Annotated in this window: 27 protein-coding genes; 15 read left to right on the top strand and 12 right to left on the bottom strand. The window is 67.6% G+C overall.

The genetic code is table 11. The annotated features are described in order from the left end of the window. The first annotated feature begins 24 nt into the window (after positions 1 to 24). Positions 25 to 168: a hypothetical protein gene (locus tag HWX09_RS33610; RefSeq protein ID WP_027783438.1), complete on the top strand. Its 144-nt coding sequence runs from the start codon at positions 25 to 27 to the stop codon at positions 166 to 168. 14 nt (positions 169 to 182) lie between these two features. On the opposite strand, the gene apaG is transcribed toward HWX09_RS33610, so the two are convergent. Further along, positions 183 to 557: a Co2+/Mg2+ efflux protein ApaG gene (apaG, locus tag HWX09_RS12685; protein WP_006477037.1), complete on the bottom strand. Its 375-nt coding sequence runs from the start codon at positions 555 to 557 to the stop codon at positions 183 to 185. Between the two features lie 177 nt (positions 558 to 734). Between apaG and rpe the strand changes: the two genes are divergently transcribed. From rpe to HWX09_RS12645, 8 genes are all read left to right on the top strand, one after another. Further along, positions 735 to 1421 carry a ribulose-phosphate 3-epimerase gene (rpe, locus tag HWX09_RS12680; RefSeq protein ID WP_011883156.1) on the top strand — a complete coding sequence of 229 codons (687 nt, stop codon included), beginning with the start codon at positions 735 to 737 and terminating at the stop codon, positions 1419 to 1421. A gap of 4 nt (positions 1422 to 1425) precedes the next feature. Next, a complete protein-coding gene (locus tag HWX09_RS12675) occupies positions 1426 to 2190 on the top strand; it encodes a phosphoglycolate phosphatase (RefSeq protein ID WP_027783437.1) in 765 nt (254 codons plus the stop codon). Positions 2191 to 2547: 357 nt separating this feature from the next. Then, positions 2548 to 4041, top strand: a complete 1494-nt coding sequence (trpE, locus tag HWX09_RS12670) for an anthranilate synthase component I (RefSeq protein ID WP_027783436.1) — start codon at positions 2548 to 2550, stop codon at positions 4039 to 4041. 13 nt (positions 4042 to 4054) lie between these two features. Then, positions 4055 to 4654, top strand: a complete 600-nt coding sequence (locus tag HWX09_RS12665) for an aminodeoxychorismate/anthranilate synthase component II (protein ID WP_027783435.1) — start codon at positions 4055 to 4057, stop codon at positions 4652 to 4654. A 13-nt stretch (positions 4655 to 4667) separates the two neighbouring features. Continuing rightward, positions 4668 to 5699 (top strand): anthranilate phosphoribosyltransferase, encoded by a 1032-nt coding sequence (gene trpD / locus HWX09_RS12660; RefSeq protein WP_027783434.1) that lies wholly within the window; start codon positions 4668 to 4670, stop codon positions 5697 to 5699. A 29-nt stretch (positions 5700 to 5728) separates the two neighbouring features. After that, on the top strand, positions 5729 to 6514 hold the full coding sequence (gene trpC, locus HWX09_RS12655; protein ID WP_027783433.1) for an indole-3-glycerol phosphate synthase TrpC: 786 nt from the start codon (positions 5729 to 5731) through the stop codon (positions 6512 to 6514). Next, positions 6514 to 7140 (top strand): CYTH domain-containing protein, encoded by a 627-nt coding sequence (locus HWX09_RS12650; protein WP_027783432.1) that lies wholly within the window; start codon positions 6514 to 6516, stop codon positions 7138 to 7140. The genes trpC and HWX09_RS12650 overlap by 1 nt, the downstream gene beginning before the upstream one ends. Before the next feature lie 13 nt (positions 7141 to 7153). After that, the gene (locus HWX09_RS12645) at positions 7154 to 8071 is read left to right on the top strand and encodes a uracil-DNA glycosylase (protein WP_027783431.1); all 918 of its coding nucleotides are present in this window, start codon (positions 7154 to 7156) and stop codon (positions 8069 to 8071) included. Positions 8072 to 8187: 116 nt separating this feature from the next. On the opposite strand, the gene HWX09_RS12640 is transcribed toward HWX09_RS12645, so the two are convergent. The 4 genes from HWX09_RS12640 to HWX09_RS12625 all read right to left on the bottom strand — a co-directional run bounded on the left by HWX09_RS12640 (position 8188) and on the right by HWX09_RS12625 (position 12830). After that, positions 8188 to 8784, bottom strand: a complete 597-nt coding sequence (locus HWX09_RS12640) for an NAD(P)H-dependent oxidoreductase (RefSeq protein WP_027783430.1) — start codon at positions 8782 to 8784, stop codon at positions 8188 to 8190. A gap of 147 nt (positions 8785 to 8931) precedes the next feature. Continuing rightward, complete coding sequence (locus HWX09_RS12635; RefSeq protein ID WP_027783429.1) at positions 8932 to 10731, bottom strand: PDZ domain-containing protein; 1800 nt, start codon at positions 10729 to 10731, stop codon at positions 8932 to 8934. Between the two features lie 101 nt (positions 10732 to 10832). Then, entirely contained in the window at positions 10833 to 11561 is a 729-nt protein-coding gene (locus tag HWX09_RS12630; protein WP_027783428.1) for a DsbC family protein, read from the bottom strand. 90 nt (positions 11562 to 11651) lie between these two features. Beyond that, a complete protein-coding gene (locus HWX09_RS12625; RefSeq protein WP_027783427.1) occupies positions 11652 to 12830 on the bottom strand; it encodes a UbiH/UbiF family hydroxylase in 1179 nt (392 codons plus the stop codon). A gap of 247 nt (positions 12831 to 13077) precedes the next feature. On the opposite strand from HWX09_RS12625, the gene ychF reads away from it, so the two are divergent. After that, positions 13078 to 14172 (top strand): redox-regulated ATPase YchF, encoded by a 1095-nt coding sequence (gene ychF / locus HWX09_RS12620; RefSeq protein ID WP_027783426.1) that lies wholly within the window; start codon positions 13078 to 13080, stop codon positions 14170 to 14172. 148 nt (positions 14173 to 14320) lie between these two features. Here ychF and gabP read toward each other — a convergent pair whose 3' ends face one another. The 3 genes from gabP to HWX09_RS12605 form a co-directional block, all read right to left on the bottom strand. Further along, positions 14321 to 15712 (bottom strand): GABA permease, encoded by a 1392-nt coding sequence (gabP, locus tag HWX09_RS12615; RefSeq protein ID WP_027783425.1) that lies wholly within the window; start codon positions 15710 to 15712, stop codon positions 14321 to 14323. A 376-nt stretch (positions 15713 to 16088) separates the two neighbouring features. Next, complete coding sequence (locus HWX09_RS12610; protein ID WP_027783424.1) at positions 16089 to 16433, bottom strand: MmcQ/YjbR family DNA-binding protein; 345 nt, start codon at positions 16431 to 16433, stop codon at positions 16089 to 16091. Between the two features lie 80 nt (positions 16434 to 16513). Next, complete coding sequence (locus HWX09_RS12605; protein ID WP_027783423.1) at positions 16514 to 17761, bottom strand: MFS transporter; 1248 nt, start codon at positions 17759 to 17761, stop codon at positions 16514 to 16516. Positions 17762 to 17954: 193 nt separating this feature from the next. Between HWX09_RS12605 and gcvA the strand changes: the two genes are divergently transcribed. From gcvA to ettA, 3 genes are all read left to right on the top strand, one after another. Next, positions 17955 to 18872 carry a transcriptional regulator GcvA gene (gene gcvA / locus HWX09_RS12600; RefSeq protein WP_027783422.1) on the top strand — a complete coding sequence of 306 codons (918 nt, stop codon included), beginning with the start codon at positions 17955 to 17957 and terminating at the stop codon, positions 18870 to 18872. A gap of 89 nt (positions 18873 to 18961) precedes the next feature. After that, positions 18962 to 19270: a DUF3761 domain-containing protein gene (locus HWX09_RS12595; protein ID WP_027783421.1), complete on the top strand. Its 309-nt coding sequence runs from the start codon at positions 18962 to 18964 to the stop codon at positions 19268 to 19270. Between the two features lie 171 nt (positions 19271 to 19441). Beyond that, entirely contained in the window at positions 19442 to 21109 is a 1668-nt protein-coding gene (gene ettA, locus HWX09_RS12590; RefSeq protein WP_027783420.1) for an energy-dependent translational throttle protein EttA, read from the top strand. A 130-nt stretch (positions 21110 to 21239) separates the two neighbouring features. Here ettA and HWX09_RS12585 read toward each other — a convergent pair whose 3' ends face one another. The 4 genes from HWX09_RS12585 to HWX09_RS12570 form a co-directional block, all read right to left on the bottom strand. Then, on the bottom strand, positions 21240 to 21863 hold the full coding sequence (locus HWX09_RS12585) for an HAD family phosphatase (protein WP_027783419.1): 624 nt from the start codon (positions 21861 to 21863) through the stop codon (positions 21240 to 21242). Then, on the bottom strand, positions 21860 to 22411 hold the full coding sequence (locus tag HWX09_RS12580) for a cysteine hydrolase family protein (RefSeq protein WP_027783418.1): 552 nt from the start codon (positions 22409 to 22411) through the stop codon (positions 21860 to 21862). The genes HWX09_RS12585 and HWX09_RS12580 overlap by 4 nt, the downstream gene beginning before the upstream one ends. A 77-nt stretch (positions 22412 to 22488) precedes the next feature. Next, positions 22489 to 24303, bottom strand: a complete 1815-nt coding sequence (locus HWX09_RS12575) for an aminopeptidase P family protein (RefSeq protein ID WP_027783417.1) — start codon at positions 24301 to 24303, stop codon at positions 22489 to 22491. 18 nt (positions 24304 to 24321) lie between these two features. Then, a complete protein-coding gene (locus tag HWX09_RS12570; protein WP_006477062.1) occupies positions 24322 to 24576 on the bottom strand; it encodes a hypothetical protein in 255 nt (84 codons plus the stop codon). 171 nt (positions 24577 to 24747) lie between these two features. Here HWX09_RS12570 and HWX09_RS12565 point away from each other — a divergent pair, with 171 nt between their 5' ends. Both HWX09_RS12565 and hemA read left to right on the top strand, forming a co-directional pair. Further along, positions 24748 to 25512 carry a response regulator transcription factor gene (locus HWX09_RS12565; RefSeq protein WP_027783416.1) on the top strand — a complete coding sequence of 255 codons (765 nt, stop codon included), beginning with the start codon at positions 24748 to 24750 and terminating at the stop codon, positions 25510 to 25512. A gap of 26 nt (positions 25513 to 25538) precedes the next feature. Continuing rightward, positions 25539 to 26837 carry a glutamyl-tRNA reductase gene (gene hemA, locus HWX09_RS12560; RefSeq protein ID WP_027783415.1) on the top strand — a complete coding sequence of 433 codons (1299 nt, stop codon included), beginning with the start codon at positions 25539 to 25541 and terminating at the stop codon, positions 26835 to 26837. Positions 26838 to 26888 lie beyond the last annotated feature (51 nt).

Raw genomic sequence — 26888 nt, 5'->3', positions numbered from 1 at the left:
TGTCCGTTCTTGATGGAAACCGCCATGTCAGATTTTCTCGACCAATATCCGATGCTCATCTTCGCGCTCGAAGCCTTCGTAGCGCTTGCCTTGCTGATCTTCATCGTCGTGTGGACGTCGTCGGGCAGAAAGAAGCAGGCCCGCCGCAACGACCGCCAGCCGCGCTGACGCGCGCCGCACGCTCAATGCAGCGTGCGCGGCATGTGCAGGGCGAACTCGTCGACCGGCGCCTCGAAACGCTCGCCGTCCTCCGCCACGCAGAAGTACGCACCGCGCATCGTGCCGACCGGCGTCGCGATCACGGCCCAGCTCGTGTATTCGAAATGCTCGCCCGGCTGCAGCAGCGGCTGGTGCCCGACGACGCCGAGCCCCTTCACTTCCTGCACATGGCTCTCGCTGTCCGTGATGATCCAGTGACGCGCGATCAGCTGCGCCGCGACCTGCCCGGTGTTACGGATGGTCAGCGTGTACGCGAATGCGTATTGACGGTGATCGGGGTCGGATTGTTCCGGCAAGTAGCTGGTTTTCACCGAAACGGTGAACTGATACTGACTCATGATGTGTCCGCTGTAGGTAACCGTGCGCGCCGACTCGAGCGGCCGGGCCGCGGGCGCGCCGCATTGGTTCGGCATTCTATGCGCAATCGGGCCGCAACCGCACGGCCTGCCGCCGCGCACCGGGTCGCCGGACGGTAGAATGACGGTTTTGCGCCGCAACGTCCCCGCTCCCCTGTCATGACTCAATTCCGCATCGCTCCCAGCATTCTGTCGGCCGACTTTGCACGGCTCGGCGAAGAAGTCCGCAACGTGGTCGCCGCCGGCGCCGACTGGATTCACTTCGACGTGATGGACAACCATTATGTGCCGAACCTCACGATCGGCCCGCTCGTCTGCGAGGCGATCCGCCCGCACGTGCAGGTGCCGATCGACGTGCACCTGATGGTGCGCCCGGTCGACCGGATCGTGCCCGATTTCGCGAAGGCCGGCGCGAACCTGATCAGCTTCCACCCGGAAGGCTCGGACCACATCGACCGTACGCTGTCGCTGATCCGCGATCACGGCTGCAAGGCCGGCCTCGTGTTCAATCCGGCCACGCCGCTGAACTACCTCGACCACGTGATGGACCGCCTCGACTTCGTGCTGCTGATGTCGGTGAACCCCGGCTTCGGCGGCCAGTCGTTCATTCCGGAAACGCTGAACAAGCTGCGCGAGGCGCGCGCCCGCATCGACGCGTACACCGAACGCACGGGCCGCGAGATCCTGCTCGAAGTGGACGGCGGCGTGAAGACCGACAACATCGCGGAAATCGCGGCGGCCGGCGCCGACACGTTCGTCGCGGGTTCGGCGATCTTCGGCAAGCCCGACTATCGCAAGGTGATCGACGAGATGCGCGCGGCGCTCGCCACCGTCGAGCGGAGCTGACGCCGTGGCCGACTCGTCGTTCGCCGGCCACGCGCCGGCCGGGGCCGCCACGGACGCGGCCGCGATCCGCTTCGCCGCGCCGCGCATCGATGCCGCACTGATCGACCTCGACGGCACGATGGTCGACACGGCCGACGATTTCACGGCCGGCCTGAACGGGATGCTCGCGCAGCTCGGCGCGCCGGCCACGTCGCGCGACGAAGTGATCGGCTACGTCGGCAAGGGCTCCGAACACCTGATCCAGAGCGTGCTGAAGCCGCGCTTCGCGGCCGATGAAGCGCACGCGCGCTTCGACGACGCGCTCGCGATCTACCAGACCGAATACGCGAAGATCAACGGTCGCCACACGCGTCTCTATCCGGACGTGGCAGCCGGGCTCGACGCACTGCGCGCGGCCGGCATCCGGCTCGCGTGCGTGACGAACAAGCCGCACCGCTTCGCGGTCGAGCTGCTCGAACAATACGGGCTGGCCGGCTGCTTCGGCATCGTGCTGGGCGGCGACAGCGTCGCGCGCAAGAAGCCCGACCCGCTGCCGATGCTGACGGCCTGCGAGGCACTCGGCGTCGCGCCGGACACCGCGGTCGCGATCGGCGACTCGGAAAACGACGCGCTGGCAGGCCGCGCGGCCGGAATGGCGACGCTGACGGTGCCGTACGGCTACAACCACGGCAAAGCTATACAAACGATAAATTCGGATGGTATAGTCGATTCGTTGCTGGTCGCGGCTCGCGCAATTTCCGCGCACAACGCCGGCCGGCCAACCTTCTGATTATTTCTTCCATCCGCATGTTTCTGAATAAAAAACGGAGTCTGAGCAGCATCGACCGGGGAGCCTGGCCCTGGCGTCGCTGGTCGCGCTAACCTCTTCGATGAGGTACGCTGAAGCACGTCTTCAGCGCCGTTTTTTATCTCGCTGCGCATCCGCGCGCCGATCGTCGCACCACCTCGAGTTCCACCGCGCCCGAACGCTTGCGTTCAGGATCGGCCGCAGGCTCGCGACGTTCACGCCCGGAGTGCCGGCCGGCAACAGGCACTTCTCGATCGACCGCCCTTTCGCCGACGGCCATCCGCGCAGCGTCAAGTGATCCCTGGCGCACGCGCCGCTCGTCCCGAACAGGACCGGAACATGACCGAACTCGAATTCCAATCGCTCGCGAACGAAGGCTACAACCGCATCCCGCTGATCGCGGAAGCGCTCGCCGATCTCGAAACGCCGCTGTCCCTCTACCTGAAGCTGGCCCAGCCCGAACGCGCGGGCGCCAACTCGTTCCTGCTCGAATCGGTGGTCGGCGGCGAACGTTTCGGCCGCTACTCGTTCATCGGCCTGCCCGCCCGCACGCTCGTGCGTACCCGCAACGGCGTGTCGGAAGTCGTGCGCGACGGCCAGGTCGTCGAGACGCACGACGGCGACCCGTTCCAGTTCATCGAATCGTTCCAGGCCCGCTTCAAGGTCGCGCAGCGCCCGGGCCTGCCGCGCTTCTGCGGCGGCCTCGCCGGCTACTTCGGCTACGACGCGGTGCGCTATATCGAGAAGAAGCTCGCGAACACCGCGCCGCGCGACGATCTCGGGCTGCCCGACATTCAGTTGCTGCTGACCGAGGAAGTCGCGGTGATCGACAACCTCGCCGGCAAGCTGTACCTGATCATCTACGCGGACCCGGGCCAGCCCGAAGCGTACGCGAAGGCAAAACAGCGCCTGCGCGAGCTGAAGCAGCGCCTGCGCACGACCGTGCAGCCGCCCGTCACGTCGGCGAGCGTGCGCACCGAGACGTTCCGCGAATTCAGGAAGGACGACTATCTGGCCGCCGTGCGTCAGGCAAAGGAATACATCGCGGCCGGCGAGCTGATGCAGATTCAGGTCGGCCAGCGGCTGACGAAGCCGTACCGCGACAATCCGCTGTCGCTGTATCGCGCGCTGCGTTCGCTGAATCCGTCGCCGTACATGTATTACTACAACTTCGGCGATTTCCACGTGGTCGGCGCGTCGCCGGAAATCCTGGTGCGCCAGGAAAAACGCGGCGAGGACCAGATCGTCACGATCCGGCCGCTCGCCGGCACGCGCCCGCGCGGCAACACGCCCGAGCGCGACGCGGAACTCGCGACCGAGCTGCTGAACGATCCGAAGGAAATCGCCGAGCACGTGATGCTGATCGACCTCGCGCGCAACGACGTCGGCCGCATCGCGGAGATCGGCTCGGTGCAGGTGACCGACAAGATGGTGATCGAGAAGTACTCGCACGTGCAGCACATCGTCAGCTCGGTCGAAGGCACGCTGAAGCCCGGCATGACGAACTACGACGTGCTGCGCGCGACGTTCCCGGCCGGCACGCTGTCCGGCGCGCCGAAGGTGCGCGCGATGGAACTGATCGACGAGCTCGAGCCGGTCAAGCGCGGGCTGTACGGCGGTGCGGTCGGCTACCTGTCGTTCTCGGGCGAGATGGATCTCGCGATCGCGATCCGCACGGGCCTGATCCACAACGGCAACCTATACGTGCAAGCGGCGGCCGGCGTCGTCGCGGATTCGGTGCCCGAATCCGAATGGCAAGAGACCGAGAACAAGGCGCGCGCGGTGCTGCGGGCGGCCGAACAGGTCCAGGACGGCCTCGATAGCGACTTCTGACCGGAGACTGACCATGCTGCTCATGATCGACAACTACGACTCGTTTACCTACAACCTGGTCCAGTACTTCGGCGAACTCGGCGAGGACGTGCGCACCTACCGCAACGACGAAATCACGCTCGACGACATCGCGCGCCTGAATCCCGACACCATCTGCCTGTCGCCGGGCCCGAGCAATCCGCAACATGCGGGCATCACGCTCGACGTGCTGCGCGAATTCGCGGGCAAGAAGCCGATCCTCGGCGTCTGCCTCGGCCACCAGGCGATCGGCGAAGCGTTCGGCGGCCGCGTCGTACGCGCGAAGACCATCATGCATGGCAAGGTGAGCCGGATCGAAACCGACTGCCGCGGCGTGTTCGCCGATCTGCCGAAGCATTTCGACGTCACGCGCTATCACTCGCTCGCGATCGAACGCGAATCGCTGCCCGACTGCCTCGAGGTGTCCGCGTGGACCGACGACGGCGAGATCATGGGCGTGCGCCACAAGACGCTGCCGGTCGAAGGCGTGCAGTTCCACCCGGAATCGATCCTGTCCGAGCACGGCCATGCGCTACTCGAGAATTTCCTGAAACAGAACCGCGCCGTGGCCGGCGCGACCGCACCGGCTGCCTGACGGGAGACGCACGATGACGATTACCCCGCAGGAAGCGCTGCAGCGCACGATCGAACACCGCGAGATCTTCCACGACGAAATGCTGCACCTGATGCGGCTGATCATGCGCGGCGACATGTCGCCCGTGATGGCGGCCGCGATCATCACCGGGCTGCGCGTGAAGAAGGAAACGATCGGCGAGATCGCCGCCGCCGCGACCGTGATGCGCGAATTCGCGAACCACGTCGAGGTGCAGGACAACTCGAATTTCGTCGACATCGTCGGCACCGGCGGCGACGGCTCGCACACGTTCAACATCTCGACCGCGTCGATGTTCGTCACGGCGGCCGCGGGCGCGAAGGTCGCGAAACACGGCAACCGCGGCGTGTCGAGCAAGTCCGGCAGCGCCGACGTGCTCGAGGCGCTCGGCGTGAACATCGACCTGCAGTCGGACCAGGTGGCCGCATCGATCGCCGAAACCGGCATGGGCTTCATGTTCGCGCCGAACCATCACCCGGCGATGAAGAACATCGCGGCCGTGCGCCGCGAGCTCGGCGTGCGCACGATCTTCAACATCCTCGGCCCGCTGACCAATCCGGCCGGCGCGCCGAATCAGCTGATGGGCGTGTTCCACGCCGACCTCGTCGGCATCCAGGTCCGCGTGATGCAGCGCCTCGGCGCGCAGCACGTGCTCGTCGTGTACGGCAAGGACGGGATGGACGAGGTGTCGCTCGGCGCCGCGACGCTCGTCGGCGAATTGCGCGACGGCAAGGTGCACGAATACGAGATCCATCCGGAGGACTTCGGTCTGCAGATGGTGTCGAACCGCACGCTGAAGGTGGAAAATGCCGACGAATCGCGCACGATGCTGCTCGGCGCGCTGGACAACCAGCCGGGCGTCGCACGCGAGATCGTCACGCTGAACGCGGGTACCGCGCTCTACGCGGCCAATATCGCCGAGTCGATCGCGGACGGCATCCAGCTGGCCCGTGAAGCGATCGCGAGCGGCAAGGCGCGCGAGAAAGTCGACGAACTCGTGCGCTTCACGCAGCAGTTCAAGCGCTGACTCCCCTTACGAATCAAGCAGGAACCCATATGAGCGACATTCTCGACCGAATCATCGCCGTCAAGCGCGAAGAAGTGGCGGCGGCCATGCGCAGCGCGCCGCTCGAGGCACTGAAACTGGAAGCCTCCGCGCGGGACCTGCGCGACTTCGTCGGCGCGCTGCGGACGAAGCACGCGGCCGGCGACGCCGCCGTGATCGCCGAAATCAAGAAGGCAAGCCCGTCGAAAGGCGTGCTGCGCGAGCATTTCGTGCCGGCCGACATCGCGCGCTCGTATGCGGCGCACGGCGCCGCCTGCCTGTCGGTGCTGACCGACGAGCAGTTCTTCCAGGGCGGCGTCCGCTACCTCGAGGAAGCGCGCGCGGCCTGCACGCTGCCGGTGCTGCGCAAGGACTTCATCGTCGACGCGTACCAGATCGTCGAAGCCCGCGCGATGGGCGCCGACGCGATCCTGCTGATCGCCGCCGCGCTCGACACGCCGCTGATGCAGGATCTGGAAGCCTATGCGCACTCGCTCGGCCTCGCGGTGCTGGTCGAAGTGCACGACCGCAACGAGATGGAACAGGCGCTGACGCTCAAGACGCCGCTGCTCGGCATCAACAACCGCAACCTGCGCACGTTCGAGACGTCGATCCAGACCACGCTCGACATGCTCGACATGATTCCGTCGGATCGCATCGTCGTGACCGAATCGGGCATCCTGTCGCGCACCGACGTCGACACGATGCGCGCGGCGAACGTGAACACGTTCCTCGTCGGCGAGGCGTTCATGCGCGCCGACCAGCCGGGCGCGGAACTCGCACGGATGTTCTTCTGATGGCGATCGAAAAGGAAATCAAGCTCGCGTTGCCGGCCGGTCAGGCCGATGCCGCACGCCGCTTCTTCGACACGCTGACCGGCGAACCCGGTCGCGACATCACGCTCGCGAACGTCTATTACGACACGCCCGATCTCGCGCTGGCGCGCTCGAAGAGCGCGGTGCGCGTGCGCCGCACGCCGGACGGCTGGCTGCAGACGTTCAAGACGGTCGGCAGCGCGGAAGGCGGCCTGCACCGCCGCCACGAATGGGAACTCCCGGTCGCGGGCGACGCGCTCGACATCGACGCGCTCGTCGCGGCCTGCGACGTGCCGGAAGCCGCCGCCGCGCTGAATGATGCGGCAGGCGCACTGTACGCGCTGTTCCGCACGGATTTTTCGCGTACGCTGTGGCGCATCGCAATCGGCGGCGCGACCGTCGAGGCCGCGGTGGACCTCGGCGAGATCGTCGTCCAGGCGGAACACGAAACGCGCCGCGAACCGATCAGCGAAATCGAACTCGAACTGATCGACGGCCCGGAAACGGCGCTCGCGACGCTCGCCGCCGAACTGCAGCAGGCGCTGCCGGGCCTCGTTCCCGAAAACATCAGCAAGGCGCAGCGCGGCTACCGGCTGCGCGCGCAATAAACACGCATCACGCATGGCAACCCGCAAGACTTCCCGCGCGCCGCAACAGGCGTCGCTGTTCGACGATCCCGTGCCGGAAACGGCACCGGCCGATATTCCGTCCGCGGCTTCCGAGCCGCCCGCGGCCCGGCGAAAATCCGCGAAGAAGGCGGCCGCACCGGCGCCCGCGCCGGCCCCGACCGCCTCCGCACCGCGGCCCGTCGTCGCCGACGTGCCGCATCTCGCCGCGCAATTCGACGCGCTGCCGGCCGTCTGGCGCGACGTGCTGAAACCGTTCACCGACAGCGACGCGTACGCGCCGCTGTGCCGCTTCGTCGATGAAGAGCGCGCGGCCGGCAAGACGGTGTACCCGACCGACGTGTTCCGCGCGCTGCGCCTGACGAGCCCGGACGACGTGAAGGTCGTGATCCTCGGCCAGGACCCGTATCACGGCGACGACCGCGGCACGCCGCAGGCGCACGGCCTCGCGTTCTCGGTGCCGCCTGCCGTTCGCACGCCGCCGTCGCTGCGCAACATCTTCAAGGAAATCGCCGCGAACTTCGGTCACGACACGCCGCGTCACGGCTGCCTCGATACATGGGCGCGCCAGGGCGTGCTGTTGCTCAACACCGTGCTGACGGTCGAGCGCGGCGCGGCCGCGAGCCACGCGAAGCGCGGCTGGGAGCAATGCACGGACACGTTGATCCGCGAGCTCGCCGGCCGCCATCGCGGGCTCGTGTTCATGCTGTGGGGCGCGCACGCGCAGGCGAAGCGCGCACTGTTCGACGCGAACGCGCACTGCGTGCTCGAGGCGCCGCATCCGTCGCCGCTGTCCGCGCACCGCGGGTTCCTCGGCTGTCGCCATTTCGCGCTCGCGAACGACTATCTGGTCGATGCGGGCCGCGAACCGATCGACTGGCGCCTGCCGGACGTGGCCGAAACGCTCGCGTAACGGTCTCGGCGCCGAGTTCGCCACACGAATGCAAAAACGCCGCGTCCCTTTTGGGGGCGCGGCGTTTTTTATCGGGCGATGCAGCGGGTGCGTCGCACCCACGTCCACCCGACGCGTTACGCGGCGGCGATCGCTTCGCGTGCGCTGGCCAGCGCGGCGCTCTGCGCATCCGGGCCGAGGTTCAGGCCTTCCGCGAAGATGAAGCTCACGTCGGTCATGCCGACGAAGCCGAGGAACGTGCGCAGGTACGGCGTCTGGCTGTCGTTCGGCGTACCGGCGTACTTGCCGCCGCGCGCCGTCACCACGTGAACCTTCTTGCCCTTGATCAGGCCTTCCGGACCGTTCTCGGTGTAGCGGAACGTGACGCCCGCGCGGGCGATCCAGTCGAAGTACGTCTTCAGTTGCGACGAGATGCCGAAGTTGTACATCGGGGCGCCGATCACGATGATGTCGGCAGCCTGCAGCTCGGCGATCAGCGCATCGCTCTTCGCGACGATCGCATTCTGTTCCGCGGTGCGCTTGTCGGCCGGCGTGAAGAACGCGCCGAGCACCGATTCGTCGAGGTGCGGCAGCGCATCGGCCAGCAGGTCGCGCACCACGACGTTCGCGCCGGGGTTCGATTGTTGCAGCTTTGCCGTTAGTTCATTGGCGAGCAGCGTGGATTGCGCACCTTGCGAACGCGCGGCGGAATTGATTTGCAGAATGGTCGTCATGTCAGGCTCCGGTAGGGTTGCGCTTCGGTAGCGCGAGTGACGCCATTGTGCGTGGCCGCATGACCGCGAAAAAGCGGGTTCAGGGCGACGGATTGTTGCAGCAGCGGAACAATGCTCGATCGCGCCCCGATACCCACCCGGGTACGTTTATCCCTTCAGCCAGGCTTCGCGAGCCTTCGTGGCCGCAGCCGGCTTCGCGGCGGCGGTCAGCCGGTAGCGGGTGACTTCCGGGCCGTCGAGCTTCAGTTTCGCGGTGCGCAGCTCGTCGCGGCGGAACGCGTGAACCTCGACCTTGTCGCCCGGCCGGTAGCGCGAGAGCAGCGCATCGAGGTTCGTGCCCGTCACGCGCAAGCCGTCCACCGCGATCAGCGTGTCGCCGGCCGACAGCCCCGCGCGATGCGCGGCGCCCCCTTCGTAGACCGCCGCGAACGTGCAGTCCGCGCCGCCGCGCAAGCGCGCGCCGAGCGTCGGCTTCGCGGCGGCGCCGATCGCGACGTCGGGCGCCAGCGTCACGCCGAACGGCGCGAGCAGGTCGCCGAGCGGCAGGTCGCGCGTGCCGTGCACGGCGTCGGCGAACAGGCGGCCGAGCGCGACGCCCGTCGCCTCTTCGATCAGCGCCTCGACTTCGTTTTCTTCCACGCCCGCCTGCTTGCCGCGATAGAAGTCGCGGCCGTAGCGTTGCCACAGCAGACGCATCACGTCGTCGAGCGACTTCCGGTTGCGCGTCTGCGCGCGGATCGCGAGATCGAATGCCAGCGCCACGAGCGAACCCTTCGTGTAATAGCTGACGATCGCGTTGGTTGCGTTCTCGTCCTGACGGTAGTACTTGATCCACGCGTCGAACGAGCTTTCCGCGACGCTCTGCTTGAGCCGGCCCGTGCCGCGCAGCACGCCGCCGACCGTGCGGCCGAGCGCCGCGAAATATTCGTCCTGCGACATCAGCCCGCTGCGGACCAGCATCAGGTCGTCGTAATACGACGTGAAGCCCTCGAACAGCCACAGCAGCGACGTGTAGTTCTCGCGCGTGAGGTCGTACGGCACGAACGCCGCCGGCTTGATGCGCTTCACGTTCCACGTGTGGAAATACTCGTGGCTGCAGAGGCCGAGATACGTGCGATAGCCTTCCGTCGTTTCGGGTCGCCCCTTCACCGGCAGGTCGGTACGGTTGCAGATCAGCGCGGTCGACGCGCGATGCTCGAGGCCGCCGTAGCCGTCGCTGACCGCGAGCGTCATGAACACGTAGCGGTCCATCGGCGCCTTCTTCGACTTCGGCTCGAACAGCGCGATCTGCGCTTCGCACACGCGTTTCAGGTCGGTACGCAGCCGCTCCAGGTCGAGCTGCGTCACGCGCCCGGCGATCACGATGTCGTGCGGCACGCCGTGCGCGTCGAACGTCGCGAGCGCGAATTCGCCGATCGTCACCGGATGGTCGGAGAGTTCGTCGTAGTTCGACGCACGATACGCGCCGAAGCCGTAGCGCTTCGTGCCGCGCGCCTCGGGCAGCGCGGTGCCGACGCGCCACGTGCGGAACGCCGCGCCGGCCGGTTTCGCGATGTCGACTTCGCACGGCGCGTCCTCGCGGCCGGCGACGCTCAGGAACACGGCCGTCGCGTTGAAGAAGCCGCCCGACTCGTCGAGATACGCGGAGCGCACCGACAGGTCCCATGCATAGACGTCGTAGCGCAGCGTCAGCGCGCCGGTCACGGGCGCGGCTTGCCACGTGTGCTTGTCGGTCTTCGCGATGCGCACCTTGCGGCCCGCGTCGTTGAATGCGACGAGCGTCACGATATTGCGCGCGAACTCGCGCACGAGGTAGCTGCCCGGAATCCACACCGGCAGCGAGAAACGCTGGCCTTCGGGATCGGGATCGGCAACCGTCACCGTCACTTCGAACAGGTGCGCGGCAAGATCTTTCGGGACAATCGAATAGCGGATCGGCTGAGTCATCGTGGCAATCGGTCGAATACGGCGGCGAAAACGAAGAGAGGCGCCGGCAGATCATGCGGGCGCCCCTCGCTGGCCGGGCCATGCGCCCGGCGTGCAGTCGGTTACTTGCTCGAGGCGAGCGCCTGGTTGAGCTGGTCGGCCGATACCGCGCCCGGCAGGCGGCGGCCGTCCGGCAGGAAAATCGTCGGCGTGCCCGTGACGTTCATCCCGCGGCCGAGCGCGAGGTTCTTGTCGAGCGCGGTAGTGTCGCAAGTACCGGCGCCGGACGGCGCGCGGTGGTCGAGCATCCAGCTTTCCCACGTCTTCGCGCGGTCGGTCGCACACCAGATCGCCTTCGACTTCGCGGTCGAATCCGGCGACAGCACCGGGTACAGGAACGTGTAGACGGTCACGTTGTCGATCGACTGCAGCGTCGTCTCGAGCTTCTTGCAGTACGGGCAGTTCGGATCGGAGAACACCGCGATCTTGCGGGCGCCGTTGCCCTTGACGACCTTGATCGCATTCGCGAACGGCAGGCTCGCGAAGTCGATCTTGTTGATTTCGGACAGGCGGGCGTCGGTCAGGTTCTTGTGCGTCCTGGCGTCGACGAGATCGCCGAGCAGCACGTAGTCGCCGGCCGCGTCGCTATAGATGATCTGCGAGCCGAGGTTCACTTCGTAAAGGCCTGCAACCGGCGATTTCGACACGCTCTTGATCGGCGCGTCGTTGCCGAGACGGGCTTGCAGCGTGGCCTTCAGCTTGTCGGTGGTCTGGTCGGCCTGCGCGGTGCAGCCAAGCGTCGCTATCGTGACGGCCAGCGCCAACGACGCGATGCGGATCGTTTTTTTCATCGAAATCTTCCTTCAGCTCAATCGGAGTGCACGGCACAGTGTACGCCGTAACGGAACCGAGTCCGACCGGCGAAGCAGCCGAAGGTTCGCTCAGCCGAGCGCGGAAGACACGAGCCAGCGCTTCACGAGCGGCTGGGCCCCGACGAACGCCATGCCCGCGTTGCGCACCGCCTTCGCGAGCGAGCCCGGCACCGCGAACAGCCGCTGCAGGCCGTCGGTCGCGACCATCAGCGCGCGGATGTCCTCACGGCGCGAGCGCTCGTAGCGGCGCAGCAGCACGGTATCGCCGAGGTTGCGGAAGCTTTCCTTGCCCGCGATCGCGTCGGCGAGCGCCGAGACGTCGCGCAGCCCGAGGTTCATCCCCTGCCCCGCGAGCGGGTGGATCAGGTGCGCGGCATCGCCGACCAGCGCGACGCGCGGCGCGATCAGCTTGTCGACCGTCTGCAGCGCCAGCGGGAAGCCGGCGGCCGGCGTCACGCATTCGAGCGTGCCGACCTGGCCGTGCGACACGCGCTCGACCTCGGCCGCGAGCTGCGCCGGATCGAGTGCGAGCAGTTCGTCCGCATGCGCGGTGTGCGCGGACCACACGAGCGACACGTGGCCGTCCGGCAGCGGCAGCAGCGCGACGATCTCGCCTTCGTGGAACCACTGCCACGCCGTCTCGCGGTGCGGCAGCGACGCCTTGAAGTTCGCGACGACGCCCGTCTGCCGGTAGTCGCGCCGCTCTACCCTGGCCCCCATTTGGGAGCGCACCCACGAATGCGCGCCGTCGGCGCCGACGATGAGGTCGGCTTCCAGCACCTGCCCCGACGACAGCGTGAGCACGGCCGCGTCGTCGCGCACGTCGAAACCCTGCGCACGCGCGTCGAACCACGTGAGGTTCGGCTGGAATCGCAGCGCGGCGTCGAGCGACGCCTCGACCAGCGACGATTCGGCGATCCACGCAAGCTGCGGCACGGACGCCTGATAGGCGGAGAAATGCAGTTCGGCATGCGCATCGCCATACACGCGCATGTCGTACACCGGCGCGAGCCGGCCGTGCTCGAGCGCCTGCCAGACCCGCAGCCGCTCGAGCAACGCCTGCGAACTGGACGACAGCGCGTAGACGCGCGTGTCGAACGCGAGATCCGCGGGGCGCGGCGTGGCCGGCTGGGCGAGCAAGGCTGTCTTGTAGCCGGACTGGGTCAGCGCGAGCGCGGCCGTCTTGCCGACGAGCCCGCCGCCGACCACGGCGACGTCGAAGGTGTGATGGGCAGTCATGGCGGGCATTATAGCCGCGGGGCCAAACCCTTACGCGGCCGGACTTTGCGGGAAATCAGCAGAACCTCAGGCCGGTGCGCCGGCGCGACGGCCCGCCGCATCGGCCGTTCGGCGCCCAGCCCGGAATCCGGGGCGCCGGCACGGTACAATAGCGTCTTTGACCGTCGGCCCGCCGCGCTCCACGCGCCGGCCGCCCTTTTTTCCCGCGCCGCCGTGCCCCGTCCGGCCGCGCCGCCTCACCCGTCCGAAGGATTCCATGAGTCTCAAATGCGGCATCGTCGGCTTGCCCAACGTCGGCAAGTCCACCCTGTTCAATGCGCTGACCAAGGCCGGCATCGCCGCCGAGAACTACCCGTTCTGCACGATCGAGCCGAACGTCGGCATCGTCGAAGTGCCGGATACGCGCCTGAAGGCGCTCTCCGAGATCGTCAAGCCGGAGCGTGTCGTGCCGGCCGTCGTCGAATTCGTCGACATCGCGGGCCTCGTCGCGGGCGCGAGCAAGGGTGAAGGCCTCGGCAACCAGTTCCTCGCGAACATCCGCGAAACCGACGCGATCACGCACGTCGTGCGCTGCTTCGAGGACGAGAACGTCATTCACGTCGCCGGCAAGGTCAGCCCGATCGACGACATCGAAGTGATCAACACCGAACTGGCGCTCGCCGATCTCGGCACCATCGAGAAGGCGCTCACGCGCTATTCGAAGGCGGCGAAGTCGGGCAACGACAAGGAAGCGGCGAAGCTCGTCGCGGTGCTTGAAAAGGTGCGTGCGCAGCTCGACCAGGGCAAGGCCGTGCGCGGCCTCGCGCTGTCGGACGACGAACAGGCGCTGATCAAGCCGTTCTGCCTGATCACCGCGAAGCCGGCGATGTACGTCGCTAACGTGAAGGACGACGGCTTCGAGAACAACCCGCACCTCGAGGCGGTGCGCAAGTACGCGGAAAGCGAAAACGCGCCGGTGGTCGCCGTATGCGCGGCGATCGAGGCGGAAATCGCCGATCTCGACGACGCGGACAAGGAAGCCTTCCTCGCCGACATGGGCATGGAAGAGCCGGGCCTCGACCGCGTGATCCGCGCGGGCTTCAAGCTGCTCGGCCTGCAGACCTACTTCACCGCGGGCGTGAAGGAAGTGCGCGCGTGGACGATCCACATCGGCGACACCGCGCCGCAGGCGGCCGGCGTGATCCACACCGACTTCGAGCGCGGCTTCATCCGCGCGCAGACGATCGCGTTCAACGACTTCGTCGCGTACAAGGGCGAGCAAGGCGCGAAGGAAGCCGGCAAGATGCGCGCCGAAGGGAAGGAATATGTCGTGCACGACGGCGACGTGATGAACTTCCTGTTCAACGTCTGACACCTGCATCGGCCGATGCCGTGCGATACGCACGGCATCGCGCCACGCGTGCTCCGGCACGAAAGACAAATGGCCCGACCGGCAAACGCCGCTCGGGCCATTTTTCATGACCGGGGCTTGCGCCCCGCCGTCACGTCATTCGATCGGATCACGTCGCCGACACGCGCCGCCCCGCTTCCGCCCGCGCATCGCGCCCACGTTTGTTCAGCCACGACGCGAGCAGCACGATCAACGCCAGCACGGCCGTCGCGCCGACTTCCATCCGGTGCTCCTCGCTGACGAACATCACGGTCAGCGTGCCGCAGATGAACAGGATCACGGCCCATGTGAGCCACGGGAACAGCCACATCCGCAGCGTCAGGTCGGCGCCGCTCGATTCGAGCGTCTTGCGCATCCGCAATTGCGAGATCGCGATCACGAGATACACGAGCAGCGCGATCGCGCCCGACGTCGCCAGCAGGAAGCCGAACACCTGTTCCGGCATCAGGTAGTTCGCGATCACGGTCAGGAAACCGAACGCGGTCGACGCCAGCACGGCCGCGCGCGGCGTGCCGGTCGAATCGGTGCGATGCAGGAAGGCCGGCGCGTCCTTGCGCCTGGACAGCGAGAACAGCATCCGCGACGCGGTGTACAACGCCGAATTCAGGCAGCTCGCGACCGACACGAGCACGATCACGTCGATGATCGCCTTCGCGTTCGGCACGCCGATCAGTTCCATCGCGCGCTGATAGGAGCCGTGCTTCGGCAGCAACGGGTCGTTCCACGGCACGATGGCCGCGACGACGAGGATCGAGCCGAGATAGAACAGCGTGATCCGCCAGATGACCGAGTTCGTCGCGCGCACGATCTGGCGTTGCGGGTTGTCCGATTCGGCGGCCGCGATCGTCACGATCTCGGTGCCGAGGAACGAGAACATCGTCGTCAGCATCGCCGCGAGCACCGCGCTCGCGCCGTGCGGCATGAAGCCGTCATGCACGAACAGGTTCGACACGCCCGACACGGCCGGCGCCGGAATGATGCCGACGATCGCCGCGCCGCCGATGCACAGGAACACGACGATCGCGACGACCTTGATCAGCGCGAACCAGAATTCGAATTCGCCGTAATTCTTCACGGAGAAGAGGTTGGTGACGGTGAGCAGCAGCGTGATGCCGAGCGCGAAGATCCACGTCGCGATGCCCGGGAACCACGCATTGAGGATGGTCGCGGCGGCGGTCGCCTCGATCGGGATCACGAGCACCCAGAACCACCAGTACAGCCAGCCGATCGTGAAGCCGGCCCAGTGGCCGATCGCGCGATCGGCATAGGTCGAGAACGACCCGCTGTCCGGATGCGCGACGGCCATTTCGCCGAGCATGCGCATCACCAGCACGACCAGCACGCCCGCGATCGCATACGCGAGGATCGATGCCGGCCCGGCTTCCGCGATCGCGTGGCCGGAGCCGACGAACAAGCCCGCGCCGATGACGCCGGCAATCGACATCATCGTTACGTGACGCTGCTTCAGGCCGGTGCCGAGGCCTGTATTGCTTCCACTCATCTGTCTCTCTCCAAAAAACGGTTCCGGTACGACCGGTGTCGCGTGAAGGCGGCGCGGGGAGTTGTCGTTGTTGAATCCGGCTGCGGCCGCGCGTGCGTCGCACGCGGGCATGAGGCCGGACTGGGCCGTTCCGGTCGGGTCGTCCGGGCAGTCTGCGAAGCTGCCGGTGCGATGCGGCGCATCGGGCGCCGGCGCATCGCGTACGCCCGTTCCGTCGGCTGTCGTCAGCCGCCTTCGAAGCGAAGGAGTGTAAGCATCAAACGGTTCTTCACTAAGAACCAATTGAAGAATTTCGATGGAACCACTCGTTGCATCGATACGAATCAATGCAACGATTGATCCGGTTCGGCGGCGGCTCGCGCGCCGGGCGCGCCGTTCAGTTCGCGTCGCGGGCGGCTTCGTCCCGCCACTTCGCCGGCACGAGTGCGTGCCATTCTCGCAGAAGCAGGTTTTTCACGGCGTCGGGACGCGCGGCCGACAGACGCACCAGCACGATCGGCCAGCCGAGGTAGTGATCGGTCACGTAATACACGTCGGGCGCCGATTCGATCAGCCACGCGCGCTCGTCCGGGCCGACGCCCTTCACGACGAGCGTGTCGCCGTCCTCGCGCAATCGCGCGAGCATCTTGCCCTTCACCTTGAGCGCGGGCGTGCCGTACGACGTGCCTTCCTCGACGCCGCGCCACGCCAGTGCGATCTGCCGGACTTCGTCGAATGTCACGATGCCTCCCCGATCATGCGTCGATGGTTGACGGTCCGGCCACTCTACCGGAAACCGCACGACGCGCCAGGCGAGTGGCGTCATCCGCCGGCCGCGCGCGCGGCGGCCGGCGCGCGCCCGGTGGTCGCGACGATCGCGAACGCGATCGCATTCGCGGCGGCGCTCGCGAGGATCGGCACGAGATAGCCGCCGCCTGCGTCGTAGATGAAGCCCGCGGCGGCCGGCCCGATCAGCGTGCCGAACGCGACGCTCGTGTACAGGATGCCGATGATCGCGCTCACGTTGCGGCCGCCGAAATAGTCCATCGCGACCGCCGGCAGCACGGCGACCCAGCCGCCGTAGAACACGCCGAACACGAGCGCGAACGCAGCCAGCGTCGCGACGGTACCGGCGCCCGCCCACGCGAGCAGCGCGACGGCCATGCCGGCGAACATCGCGAGCAGCGACGCGCGGCGGCCGAAGCGGTCGGCAAGGCCACCGAGGAAGAAGCGGCCGGCCGTGCTGCCCACGCCGATCGCGCCGAGCAGCAGCACGGCCGTCGACGGCGCGACGCCGTGATCGAGCGCGTACGGCACGAGGTGAACGAACGGGACGAACACACCGAACGAACAGACGAGGCAGGCCGCGTAGAGGCTCGCGAACGGCCGCGACGTGACGGCTTCGCGCACCGTCGCGCCGGTCGATGCGACGGCGGCATTCCGGCTGTCGTCGCCGGCGGCATCGCCGTCCGGCAGCAATCCGCGCCTGCGCGGGTCGTTCTCGATCAGCAGCGACATGCCGGCGCCCAGCACCACCGCGAGCGCGGCCAGCGCGAAATACGCGCCGCGCCAGCCGACCTGCGCGATCAGCGCGGACGCGAGCGGCGGCATCACCAGCGTGCCGACGCCGATCCCCGCGACCGCGAGCCCCGATGCGAACCCGCGCCGGCGCACGAACCAGCGCTGCACCGCGCCGACGGCCGGCACGTACGCGCAGCCGACGCCGACCCCGACACCGAGCCCGTACGCGACATAGACCTGCAGCAGCGTATGCGCGGCGCCGGCGGCCGCGAGCCCCGCGCCGGTCAGCAGCATCCCGGCGACGGCGAGCCGTCGCGAGCCGAAACGATCGGCCAGCGGCCCGCTGACGATACCGAAGCCGAAGTACAGGAAGCCGGCGAGCGAGAATACGAGCGAGATCTGGCCGCGCGACGCGGCGAAATCCCGCTGCAGCGACTCGACGAACGCGCTGAACGTATACGCACTGCCGAACCCGACGAACGTGACGGCGAACGCGGCCGCCACCACGTACCAGCCGTAGAAAAGGCGCGACGCGCCCAGGCGGTTCATGACGATGCTCCTTTCGGGTTCCACCGGCTGCCGGGCGGCGTCCGGGTTGCCCCGTGAATATAGTTGAACTATGTTGATCGCATCGGCCGCCGAAGGGTAGCCGCGAAACGTGCGATCCGATGTGTCAACGGTACGCGCGCGCATGCGTCGCCTCAAACGATATTTCCTCGGCCTTTCGCTTTAGAAAAACTGAATGAACCGTTCCCGCCTGCCGCCGCTCAACGCGTTGCGCGCCTTCGAAGCCGCCGCCCGCCACCTGTCGGTGAAGTCGGCGGCCGAGGAGCTGTCGGTCACGCCCGGCGCGGTGAGCCAGATGATCCGCGCGCTCGAGACCCATCTCGGCGTGCAGCTGTTCGAGCGCGTGAACCGCGGCATCCTGCTGACGGCCGCCGGCCGCGACTACCTGCCGCCGGTGCGGAACGCGTTCCGGCAGATCGCCGATGCGTCGCAGCGCGTGTCGGGCGCCGCCGACAGCGGCGTGCTGACGGTGAGCGTCACGCCGTTCTTCGCGTCCGCGTGGCTCGTCCCGCGCCTCGCGCAGTTCCGCCAGGCGATCCCCGACGTCGACCTGCAGGTCGTCACGAGCCACGCGCTCGCGGATTTCGCGCGCGACGGCGTCGACGTCGCGATCCGCCACGGCCTCGGGCGTTACGTCGGGCTGTGCAGCGAACGGCTGCTGACGGTCGAAATCGTCGCCCTCGCGTCGCCCGAACTCGTCGCGCGGCTCGGCATGCCGGCGACGCCGGCCGCGCTCGTCGGCTGGCCGCAGTTGCACGACGCCGAACGCAAGGGCTGGCACATCTGGTTCGGCGCGCAGCGGATCGACGATTTCGGCCCGCCGCGCGGCCCCGCGTTCGACAACTCGGGCCTGCTGCTGCAGGCGATCCTCGCCGGCCAGGGCGCCGGGCTGCTGCCGGCCGCGATGGTGCGCGGCGAGCTGGCGAGCGGCCGGCTCGTGCAGCTTGCCGACGTCGCATGGCTCGACGATTTCGCGTACTACCTCGTCTATCCGCCGCATCACGCGGAACGGCCGAAGGTTGCCGCGTTCCGCCGGTGGATTCTCGACGCCGCGCGGGCGGACGGCGCGGCGTCGATGTCCGGCGCGGCGTAGCGTCGCGCGGGTAGACGGCGCCGATCCGCTAACATGCGGCGCGGGCGATCGGCCCGACATCGATAACGACAAACGGAACGAGAGAGACCATGCGTGCCCTGCTCCACCGCGCGACACATGTCGCGGCCCTGTCCGTCGCGCTCTTCGTCGCGGCCGCCGCGTTGCCCCCTTCCGCGCATGCGTACCGCGCGTCACCCGGCTACGGCAACGAAGCCGATCTCGACCGTCACGACACGTATCGCAACCGCGACGGCGAAACCGTGCACGCGCCCGCGCATTCGAAATCGGGCCGCGTGCCGGACGGCGCGAGCGCACGCTGCCGCGACGGCACGTACAGCTTCAGCCGCCACCGGCGCGGCACCTGCTCGGGGCACGGGGGCGTCGCCGCGTGGCTGTAAGCGCGGGTCGGCCGAATGGCCTGCGCCGCGCCAGCGGCAGCCGGCGGCGAAGTACAATACGCGCTCGCACCGCCGCGCCCCGCGCGGCACGCTCCGTACCGGATCACCCGACGCCGCCACGCCCGCGCGCGCTGCGCGGCAGTCTCAACCACTTCTGACTTTCACACCGAAATGGCCCAATACGTTTTCACGATGAACCGGGTCGGCAAGATCGTGCCGCCCAAGCGCCAGATCCTGAAGGACATCTCGCTGTCGTTCTTTCCCGGCGCGAAGATCGGCGTGCTCGGCCTGAACGGCTCAGGCAAATCGACGCTGATCCGCATCATGGCGGGCGTCGACAAGGACATCGAAGGCGAAGCCACGCCGATGCCGAACCTGAACATCGGCTACCTGCCGCAGGAACCGCAGCTCGACCCGACGAAGACCGTGCGCGAAGCCGTCGAGGAAGGCCTCGGCGACCTGTTCCAGGCCAACAAGAAGCTGGAAGAAATCTACGCCGCGTATGCCGAACCGGACGCCGACTTCGACGCACTCGCGGCCGAACAGGCGAAGTACGAAGCGATCCTCGCGTCGAGCGACGGCGGCAGCCCCGAGCAGCAGCTCGAAGTGGCCGCCGACGCGCTGCGCCTGCCGGCGTGGGACGCGAAGATCGAGCACCTGTCGGGCGGTGAAAAGCGCCGCGTCGCATTGTGCAAGCTGCTGCTCGAAAAGCCCGACATGCTGCTGCTCGACGAGCCGACCAACCACCTCGACGCCGAATCGGTCGACTGGCTCGAGCAGTTCCTGGTGCGCTTCCCGGGCACCGTCGTCGCCGTCACGCACGATCGCTACTTCCTCGACAACGCGGCCGAGTGGATTCTCGAACTCGACCGCGGCCACGGCATTCCGTGGAAGGGCAACTACAGCAGCTGGCTCGACCAGAAGGAAGAGCGCCTGAAGCAGGAAGAAGCGTCGGAATCGGCGCGCCAGAAGGCGATCAAGAAGGAACTGGAGTGGGTGCGCCAGAACCCGAAGGGCCGTCAGGCGAAGTCGAAGGCGCGTATCGCGCGCTTCGAGGAGCTGAGCAGCCAGGAATACCAGAAGCGCAACGAAACGCAGGAAATCTTCATTCCGGCCGGCGAACGCCTCGGCAACGAAGTGATCGAGTTCAAGAACGTCAGCAAATCGTTCGGCGACCGCCTGCTGATCGACAACCTGAGCTTCAAGATCCCTGCCGGCGCGATCGTCGGCATCATCGGCCCGAACGGCGCCGGCAAGTCGACGCTGTTCAAGATGCTGACCGGCAAGGAACAGCCGGATTCGGGCGAAGTCGTGATGGGCCCGACGGTGAAGCTCGCGTACGTCGACCAGAGCCGCGACGCGCTCGACGGTTCGAAGACGGTGTTCGAGGAAATCTCGGGCGGCGCCGACGTGCTGACGGTCGGCAAGTACGAAACGCCGTCGCGCGCGTACATCGGCCGCTTCAACTTCAAGGGCGGCGACCAGCAGAAGATCGTCGGCAACCTGTCCGGCGGCGAACGCGGTCGGCTGCACCTCGCGAAGACGCTGATCTCGGGCGGCAACGTGCTGCTGCTGGACGAACCGTCGAACGACCTCGACGTCGAAACGCTGCGTGCGCTGGAAGACGCGCTGCTCGAATTCGCGGGCTCGGTGATGGTGATCTCGCACGATCGCTGGTTCCTCGACCGGATCGCGACGCACATCCTCGCGTTCGAAGGCGATTCGCAGGTCACGTTCTTCGACGGCAACTACCAGGAGTACGAAGCCGACAAGCGTGCGCGCCTCGGCGAGGAAGCCGCGAAGCCGAAGCGCCTGCGCTACAAGCCGATCAGCCGCTGACCGGCGCGGCCCGGGCGCCCGGCACCGCGATCGCGCGGCGCTGGGTGCCGAAGGCGGCCGCATCCGGAACGGCACAACGAAAAAGCGGGCTCATGGCCCGCTTTTTTATTTGCCCGGCGCCCGTCCGCCCTTACGCGAGCGCGCCCAGTTCGCGCAGCCGCGCCTCGGTCGCCGCCGCGCTCGTATGATGAATGCCGTGCCAGCCGAGCGCCGTCGCAGCCTCGGCGTTCTTCGCGTTGTCGTCGATGAACACGAGCTCGTGCGGCGCGATGCCGGGCAGGTGCGGATCGATCCGCGCATGCATCTCGCGGTAGATCGCCGGATCGGGTTTCACGAGCTTCACGCGGCCCGACACGACGATGTCCTTGAACCGGCGCAGCACCGGGAAGTTGTCCCATGCGTACGGAAACGTCTGCGCGGACCAGTTCGTCAGCCCGAACAGCGGCATCCCCTGCGCCTCCAGCCGATCGACGAGGGCCGCGCCCTCTTCGAGCACGCCGCCGATCATCTCGTGCCAGCGCGCGTAGAACGCGCGGATCAGTGCTTCGTGCTCCGGAAACTTCGCGACGAGTTCCGCCGTGCCCTCCTCGATCGTCTGCCCACCGTCCTGACGGACCACCCAGTCCATCGCGCACACGTGCGTGAGGAACCAGCGGCGCTCGCCCTCGTCGGGAATCAGTTCACGGTAAAGATACTCGGGGCTCCAGTCGATCAGCACGCCGCCGAAATCGAACACCACTGCCTTGATCGTCATGCGAACTCCGCGGCGAGCACGTCGGCGAGCGGACGCGGCGTCACCGCGTTGCCCGACAGCGAATTGTTGTGCCAGATGAAGTGATGATGCGCGACGATCTGCGCCGCCGACAGGTGGGCGCGCTCGTTCGTCGTATGCAGATCGGACACGACGGTCGTCCGGTAGCCGAGCAGCGCGGCACGGCGCGCGGCCGAATCGACGCAGAACTCGGTCGCATAGCCGCAGATCAGCACCGAACGGATGCCGTGGCGATCGAGCTGCGCCGCGAGCGGCGTGTCGTGGAACGCGTCGCTCGCCTGCTTGCGCACGCGCCAGTCGTCGCGACCGACGACCAGCCCTGCGTGCAGTGCCCAGCCCGGCGTGCCGGGCACGATGTCGTCGTCCGCGTCGCCGTCGTGCTGCACGAAGCACACCGGCGCATTCGCCGCGCGCGCCGCCGCCGTCAACCGGTTGATGCCCGACACCACGTCGTCGAGCCGGTACGCGGGCTGCGCCCGCTCCACCAGCCCGCGCTGCATGTCGATCACGATCACCGCGGTGTCCGCCATTGCTTGCCCTCGCCGTCGTTGTCCGGCCGTCGTGCGACCGCTACCCGGCCGCTATCCGGCCATTACCGCGCGTTGCGTCAGATCGGCTGCGTGCGCACATCGAGCCATGCCTTCGCGTCGCCGCTCAGGTGCCGGCCGACGCGCTCGCGCACCGTTGCGTGATACGTGTTCAGCCACGCGCGCTCTTCGTCGTGCAGCATCTCGATCAGCACGCAACGCGTGTCGATCGGGCACAGCGTCAGCGTCTCGAACGCGAGAAAATCGCCGAATTCCGTCTGCCCTGCCGCGCGGTTCACGACCAGGTTCTCGATCCGGATGCCCCACTGGCCCGGACGGTACACGCCCGGCTCGATCGACGTGATCATCCCCTCTTCCATCGCCGTGTACGGCTCGGCCGGCGCGTAGTGCGAGATGACCTGCGGGCCTTCGTGCACGTTCAGGAAGTAACCGACGCCATGCCCGGTGCCGTGGCCGTAGTCGAGCCCGGCCGCCCACATCGGCGCACGCGCGATCGCGTCGAGCATCGGCGAGCGGATGCCGCGCGGGAAGCGGGCGCGCGACAGCGCCATCATCGACTTCAGCACGATCGTGAAATCGCGCCGCTGCAGGTCGCTGACGGTGCCGACCGGCACGACGCGCGTGATGTCGGTCGTGCCCGTCGTGTACTGGCCGCCCGAATCGATCAGCAGCAGCCCGTCGCCGGCGATCGTCGCGTGCGACTCGCGCGTCGCGTGGTAGTGCGGCATCGCGCCGTTCGCGTTGAAGCCGGCGATCGTCGCGAAGCTCGCCGACACATAGCCGGGGCGGCGGGCGCGCGCGGCCGTGAGCTTCTCCTCGATCGTCAGCTCGGTGATCGTCTCGCGATTGACGGCCTGTTCGAACCACGCGAAGAATTCCGCGAGCGCGGCGCCGTCGTGCTCCATCGTCACGCGCACGTGCTCGATCTCGGCGGACGTCTTGCGCGACTTCGCGAACGTCGACGGATTCACGGCCTCGACGAGCTTCACGCCGGCCGGCACGGCCTCGAGCGTGCCGAACGTCACGCGGCGCGGGTCGATCAGCAGCGTCGCGCCGTCGGGCAGCGCCGCGAGCGACGCACGCGCGGCGTCGTACGCGCGGACGTCGACGCCGTCCTGCGCGAGCGACGCGGCCAGCGCCGGCGGCACCTTGCCGTCGGCGACGAACAACGTCGCGCGATCGGCGCCGATCATTGCGTGCGCAACGAACACTGGATTGAAGTTGACGTCGGCGCCGCGCAGGTTGAACAGCCACGCGAGATCGTCGAGCGTCGACACGAAGTGCCATTGCGCGCCCTGCGCGTGCATCGCGCGGCGCACGTCGGCGAGCTTGCTGGCGCGCGTCGTGTCGGCCTGCGGCGCCACGTGCTCGAATACCGCGTCGCCGGGCAGCCCCGGCCGCTCGGGCCAGATCGCGTCGAGCAGGTCGACGTCGGTACGCAGCGCGATGCCGCGCGCGCTCAGCGCGGCCGTCAACCCGCGTGCGGCCGCGACGCCGAGCACGGCGCCGTCGACCCCGACCGTCGCGCCGGCCGCCACGTTGCGCGCGAGCCAGTCGACGTACGGTGCGCTCTGCTGCCCGCCCGTCATCTTCATCAGCTGGACGCCCGTGCCCGCCAGTTCGGCATCGGCCTGCACCCAGTAGCGGCTGTCGACCCACAGCCCCGCGAAATCTGCGGTCACGACCAGCGTGCCGACCGAGCCCGTGAAGCCGGACAGCCAGCGGCGCGCCTGCCAGCGTTCGGGCAGGTATTCGGACAGATGGGGATCGGCGGACGGCACGAGATAGGCGGCCAGATTCTCGCGGGCCATGGCGCCGCGCAGCAGCGCGAGACGGGCCGGCACCGGCGAGACTTCGGGGAGACGGGCATTCATGATTTCACCTGAGAGCATTCAGCGACGGGCCGACAGCGCGACCGTCACGGCTACGGCGAGGAACGCGACGCCGGTGCAGACCGGCCATTCGAGCGTCTCGCCATCGTAAAACAGTCCCGAGAGATTGCCGACCATGCGGGCGGCGGCCGCGCCCACGATGCCGACGAGCACCGCGATCCACCACGCCGGCCGGCCCGTGCGCCGCATCGGATGCAGCCAGCGGCCGAACAGCCCGACGGCCGCTCCCAGGACAAGGATTCCAAACCAGTTCATTCAACGCCTTCTATAAATTCAGATTCGTCCCATAGGCGTGAACGCTGCCAGCGGCTAGCATCGATTCATCCATCGAACCCGAGACCAGCCGGGCGCCGCGAACATTCGAGTGTAGGGGCCGACTCGACGTTATGGCAAGCGCACACCGGCTGCCATATTGAAGAAATTCTCATGCGAATCGCTCTGATCGATCCGGAATCGCGTCATACCGCACTCCTGAACCGCCTGCTCTTCGCGGGCGGTCACGTGTGCCATGCGTTTCCGTCCAGCACCGCATTCTTCGAGTGGCTCGCCGCCGACAACACCTGCGACATGCTGGTCACCGGTCATTGGGCCGGTGACCAGCAGGCGCAGGAAGTCATTCCGCGCGCGCAGGCGGTCCTGCCCGGGCTGCCGGCCATCGCCGTGATGCAGTCGGCGCGCGAAAGCGAAATCGTGTCGTGCCTGCACGCCGGCGCCGACGATTGCCTCGTGCGTCCCGTGAGCGGGCCCGAGCTGCTCGCGCGTGTCAACGCACTGAGCCGGCGCGCCGGCGTACGGCGGCCACCCACCCGCTCGCGCGAAATGTATGGCGAATACGCGTTCGACGCCACGCATTGCCTCGTGCGTTTCGGCGACGCAATCGTTTCACTCACGCCGAAAGAGTTCCGTTTCGCCCAGTTGCTGTTCACGAACCTGTCGCGGCCCGTGTCGCGCGCGCATATCCTCGAAACGGTATGGGCGCGCCGCCGCGACATGAAGTCGCGCACGCTCGACACGCACGCGTCCCGGCTGCGCAGCAAATTGCAGCTGCTTCCGGAGCGCGGCTACCGGCTGTTGCCGCTCTACGGCTTCGGCTATCAGCTCGACCGCGTGCCGATCGAGCCCCCAAATTCGCGGCCGCGCCACGCCGATGCCCGGTATGCGGCGAGTGAGGAAATCGCCGAAACGCTATAATATGGGGCTAAACGATAGCCCTCGATATGCAACTCCTCACGATCGGAATCAACCACCACACTGCGCCTGTCGCCCTGCGCGAACGCGTGGCGTTTCCGCTCGAGCAAATCAAACCGGCTCTCGTCACCTTCAAGAACGTGTTTCTCGGCCCGCAGGCGCCCAATACGCCCGAAGCGGCGATTCTCTCCACCTGCAACCGCACCGAACTGTATTGCGCGACCGACGATCGCGCGGCCCGCGAAGGCGCGCTCCGCTGGTTGTCGGAGTATCACCGGATTCCGGTCGACGAACTCGCGCCGCACGTCTATGCGCTGCCGCAGTCGGAAGCGGTCCGGCACGCGTTCCGCGTTGCCTCCGGCCTCGATTCGATGGTGCTCGGTGAAACCCAGATTCTGGGCCAGATGAAGGATGCCGTTCGCACCGCGACGGAAGCCGGCGCGCTCGGCACCTATCTGAACCAGTTGTTCCAGCGCACGTTCGCGGTCGCGAAGGAAGTGCGCGGCACGACCGAAATCGGCGCGCAGTCGGTGTCGATGGCCGCCGCCGCGGTTCGCCTCGCGCAGCGGATCTTCGAGAAGGTGTCGGATCAGCGCGTGTTGTTCATCGGCGCCGGCGAAATGATCGAGCTGTGCGCGACGCACTTCGCCGCGCAAGGCCCGCGCGAACTCGTCGTCGCGAACCGCACGGCCGAACGCGGCCAGCGGCTCGCCGAACGCTTCAACGGCCGCGCGATGCCGCTGGCCGACCTGCCCACCCGCATGCACGAATTCGACATCATCGTGTCGTGCACCGCATCGACGTTGCCGATCATCGGCCTCGGCGCGGTCGAGCGCGCGGTGAAGGCGCGCCGCCACCGTCCGATCTTCATGGTCGACCTCGCGGTGCCGCGCGACATCGAGCCTGAAGTCGGCAAGCTGAAGGACGTGTTCCTCTACACCGTCGACGATCTCGGCGCGATCGTGCGCGAAGGCAACGCGTCGCGCCAGGCCGCGGTCGCCCAGGCCGAGGCGATCATCGAGACGCGCGTGCAGAATTTCATGCAATGGCTCGACACGCGCAGCGTCGTGCCGGTGATCCGTCACATGCATACGCAGGCCGACGCGCTGCGCCGGGCCGAAGTCGAGAAGGCGCAGAAGTTGCTCGCGCGCGGTGACGATCCGGCCGCCGTGCTCGAAGCGCTGTCGCAAGCGCTGACCAACAAGCTGATCCACGGCCCGACGAGCGCGCTCAACCGCGTCAACGGCGCCGATCGCGATTCGCTGATCGACCTGATGCGTGGCTTCTACCAGCACGCGCCGCGCTCGAACGACCCGTCCGGCCACTAGCGCCGGCCGCTCGCCCTGCCGCCGGCCGGTCGTTGTGCTGTCGCCGGTCTA

The sequence above is a fragment of the Burkholderia sp. BCC1208 genome (assembly GCF_902833095.1).
In the GTDB taxonomy this organism is placed as follows: Bacteria; Pseudomonadota; Gammaproteobacteria; order Burkholderiales; family Burkholderiaceae; genus Burkholderia.
Note: the sequence above shows the minus strand (reverse complement) of the source record. Positions and strands in the feature narration are given on the sequence as shown.

Excerpts from the sequence above, each read along its gene's own strand:
- HWX09_RS33610 (WP_027783438.1), top strand. The coding sequence starts at position 25 with ATGTCAGATTTTCTCGACCAATATCCGATGCTCATCTTCGCGCTCGAA.
- apaG (WP_006477037.1), bottom strand. The coding sequence starts at position 557 with ATGAGTCAGTATCAGTTCACCGTTTCGGTGAAAACCAGCTACTTGCCG.
- rpe (WP_011883156.1), top strand. The coding sequence starts at position 735 with ATGACTCAATTCCGCATCGCTCCCAGCATTCTGTCGGCCGACTTTGCA.
- trpE (WP_027783436.1), top strand. The coding sequence starts at position 2,548 with ATGACCGAACTCGAATTCCAATCGCTCGCGAACGAAGGCTACAACCGC.
- HWX09_RS12665 (WP_027783435.1), top strand. The coding sequence starts at position 4,055 with ATGCTGCTCATGATCGACAACTACGACTCGTTTACCTACAACCTGGTC.
- trpD (WP_027783434.1), top strand. The coding sequence starts at position 4,668 with ATGACGATTACCCCGCAGGAAGCGCTGCAGCGCACGATCGAACACCGC.
- trpC (WP_027783433.1), top strand. The coding sequence starts at position 5,729 with ATGAGCGACATTCTCGACCGAATCATCGCCGTCAAGCGCGAAGAAGTG.
- HWX09_RS12650 (WP_027783432.1), top strand. The coding sequence starts at position 6,514 with ATGGCGATCGAAAAGGAAATCAAGCTCGCGTTGCCGGCCGGTCAGGCC.
- HWX09_RS12645 (WP_027783431.1), top strand. The coding sequence starts at position 7,154 with ATGGCAACCCGCAAGACTTCCCGCGCGCCGCAACAGGCGTCGCTGTTC.
- HWX09_RS12640 (WP_027783430.1), bottom strand. The coding sequence starts at position 8,784 with ATGACGACCATTCTGCAAATCAATTCCGCCGCGCGTTCGCAAGGTGCG.
- HWX09_RS12635 (WP_027783429.1), bottom strand. The coding sequence starts at position 10,731 with ATGACTCAGCCGATCCGCTATTCGATTGTCCCGAAAGATCTTGCCGCG.
- HWX09_RS12630 (WP_027783428.1), bottom strand. The coding sequence starts at position 11,561 with ATGAAAAAAACGATCCGCATCGCGTCGTTGGCGCTGGCCGTCACGATA.
- HWX09_RS12625 (WP_027783427.1), bottom strand. The coding sequence starts at position 12,830 with ATGCCCGCCATGACTGCCCATCACACCTTCGACGTCGCCGTGGTCGGC.
- ychF (WP_027783426.1), top strand. The coding sequence starts at position 13,078 with ATGAGTCTCAAATGCGGCATCGTCGGCTTGCCCAACGTCGGCAAGTCC.
- gabP (WP_027783425.1), bottom strand. The coding sequence starts at position 15,712 with ATGAGTGGAAGCAATACAGGCCTCGGCACCGGCCTGAAGCAGCGTCAC.
- HWX09_RS12605 (WP_027783423.1), bottom strand. The coding sequence starts at position 17,761 with ATGAACCGCCTGGGCGCGTCGCGCCTTTTCTACGGCTGGTACGTGGTG.
- gcvA (WP_027783422.1), top strand. The coding sequence starts at position 17,955 with ATGAACCGTTCCCGCCTGCCGCCGCTCAACGCGTTGCGCGCCTTCGAA.
- HWX09_RS12595 (WP_027783421.1), top strand. The coding sequence starts at position 18,962 with ATGCGTGCCCTGCTCCACCGCGCGACACATGTCGCGGCCCTGTCCGTC.
- ettA (WP_027783420.1), top strand. The coding sequence starts at position 19,442 with ATGGCCCAATACGTTTTCACGATGAACCGGGTCGGCAAGATCGTGCCG.
- HWX09_RS12585 (WP_027783419.1), bottom strand. The coding sequence starts at position 21,863 with ATGACGATCAAGGCAGTGGTGTTCGATTTCGGCGGCGTGCTGATCGAC.
- HWX09_RS12580 (WP_027783418.1), bottom strand. The coding sequence starts at position 22,411 with ATGGCGGACACCGCGGTGATCGTGATCGACATGCAGCGCGGGCTGGTG.
- HWX09_RS12575 (WP_027783417.1), bottom strand. The coding sequence starts at position 24,303 with ATGAATGCCCGTCTCCCCGAAGTCTCGCCGGTGCCGGCCCGTCTCGCG.
- HWX09_RS12570 (WP_006477062.1), bottom strand. The coding sequence starts at position 24,576 with ATGAACTGGTTTGGAATCCTTGTCCTGGGAGCGGCCGTCGGGCTGTTC.
- HWX09_RS12565 (WP_027783416.1), top strand. The coding sequence starts at position 24,748 with ATGCGAATCGCTCTGATCGATCCGGAATCGCGTCATACCGCACTCCTG.
- hemA (WP_027783415.1), top strand. The coding sequence starts at position 25,539 with ATGCAACTCCTCACGATCGGAATCAACCACCACACTGCGCCTGTCGCC.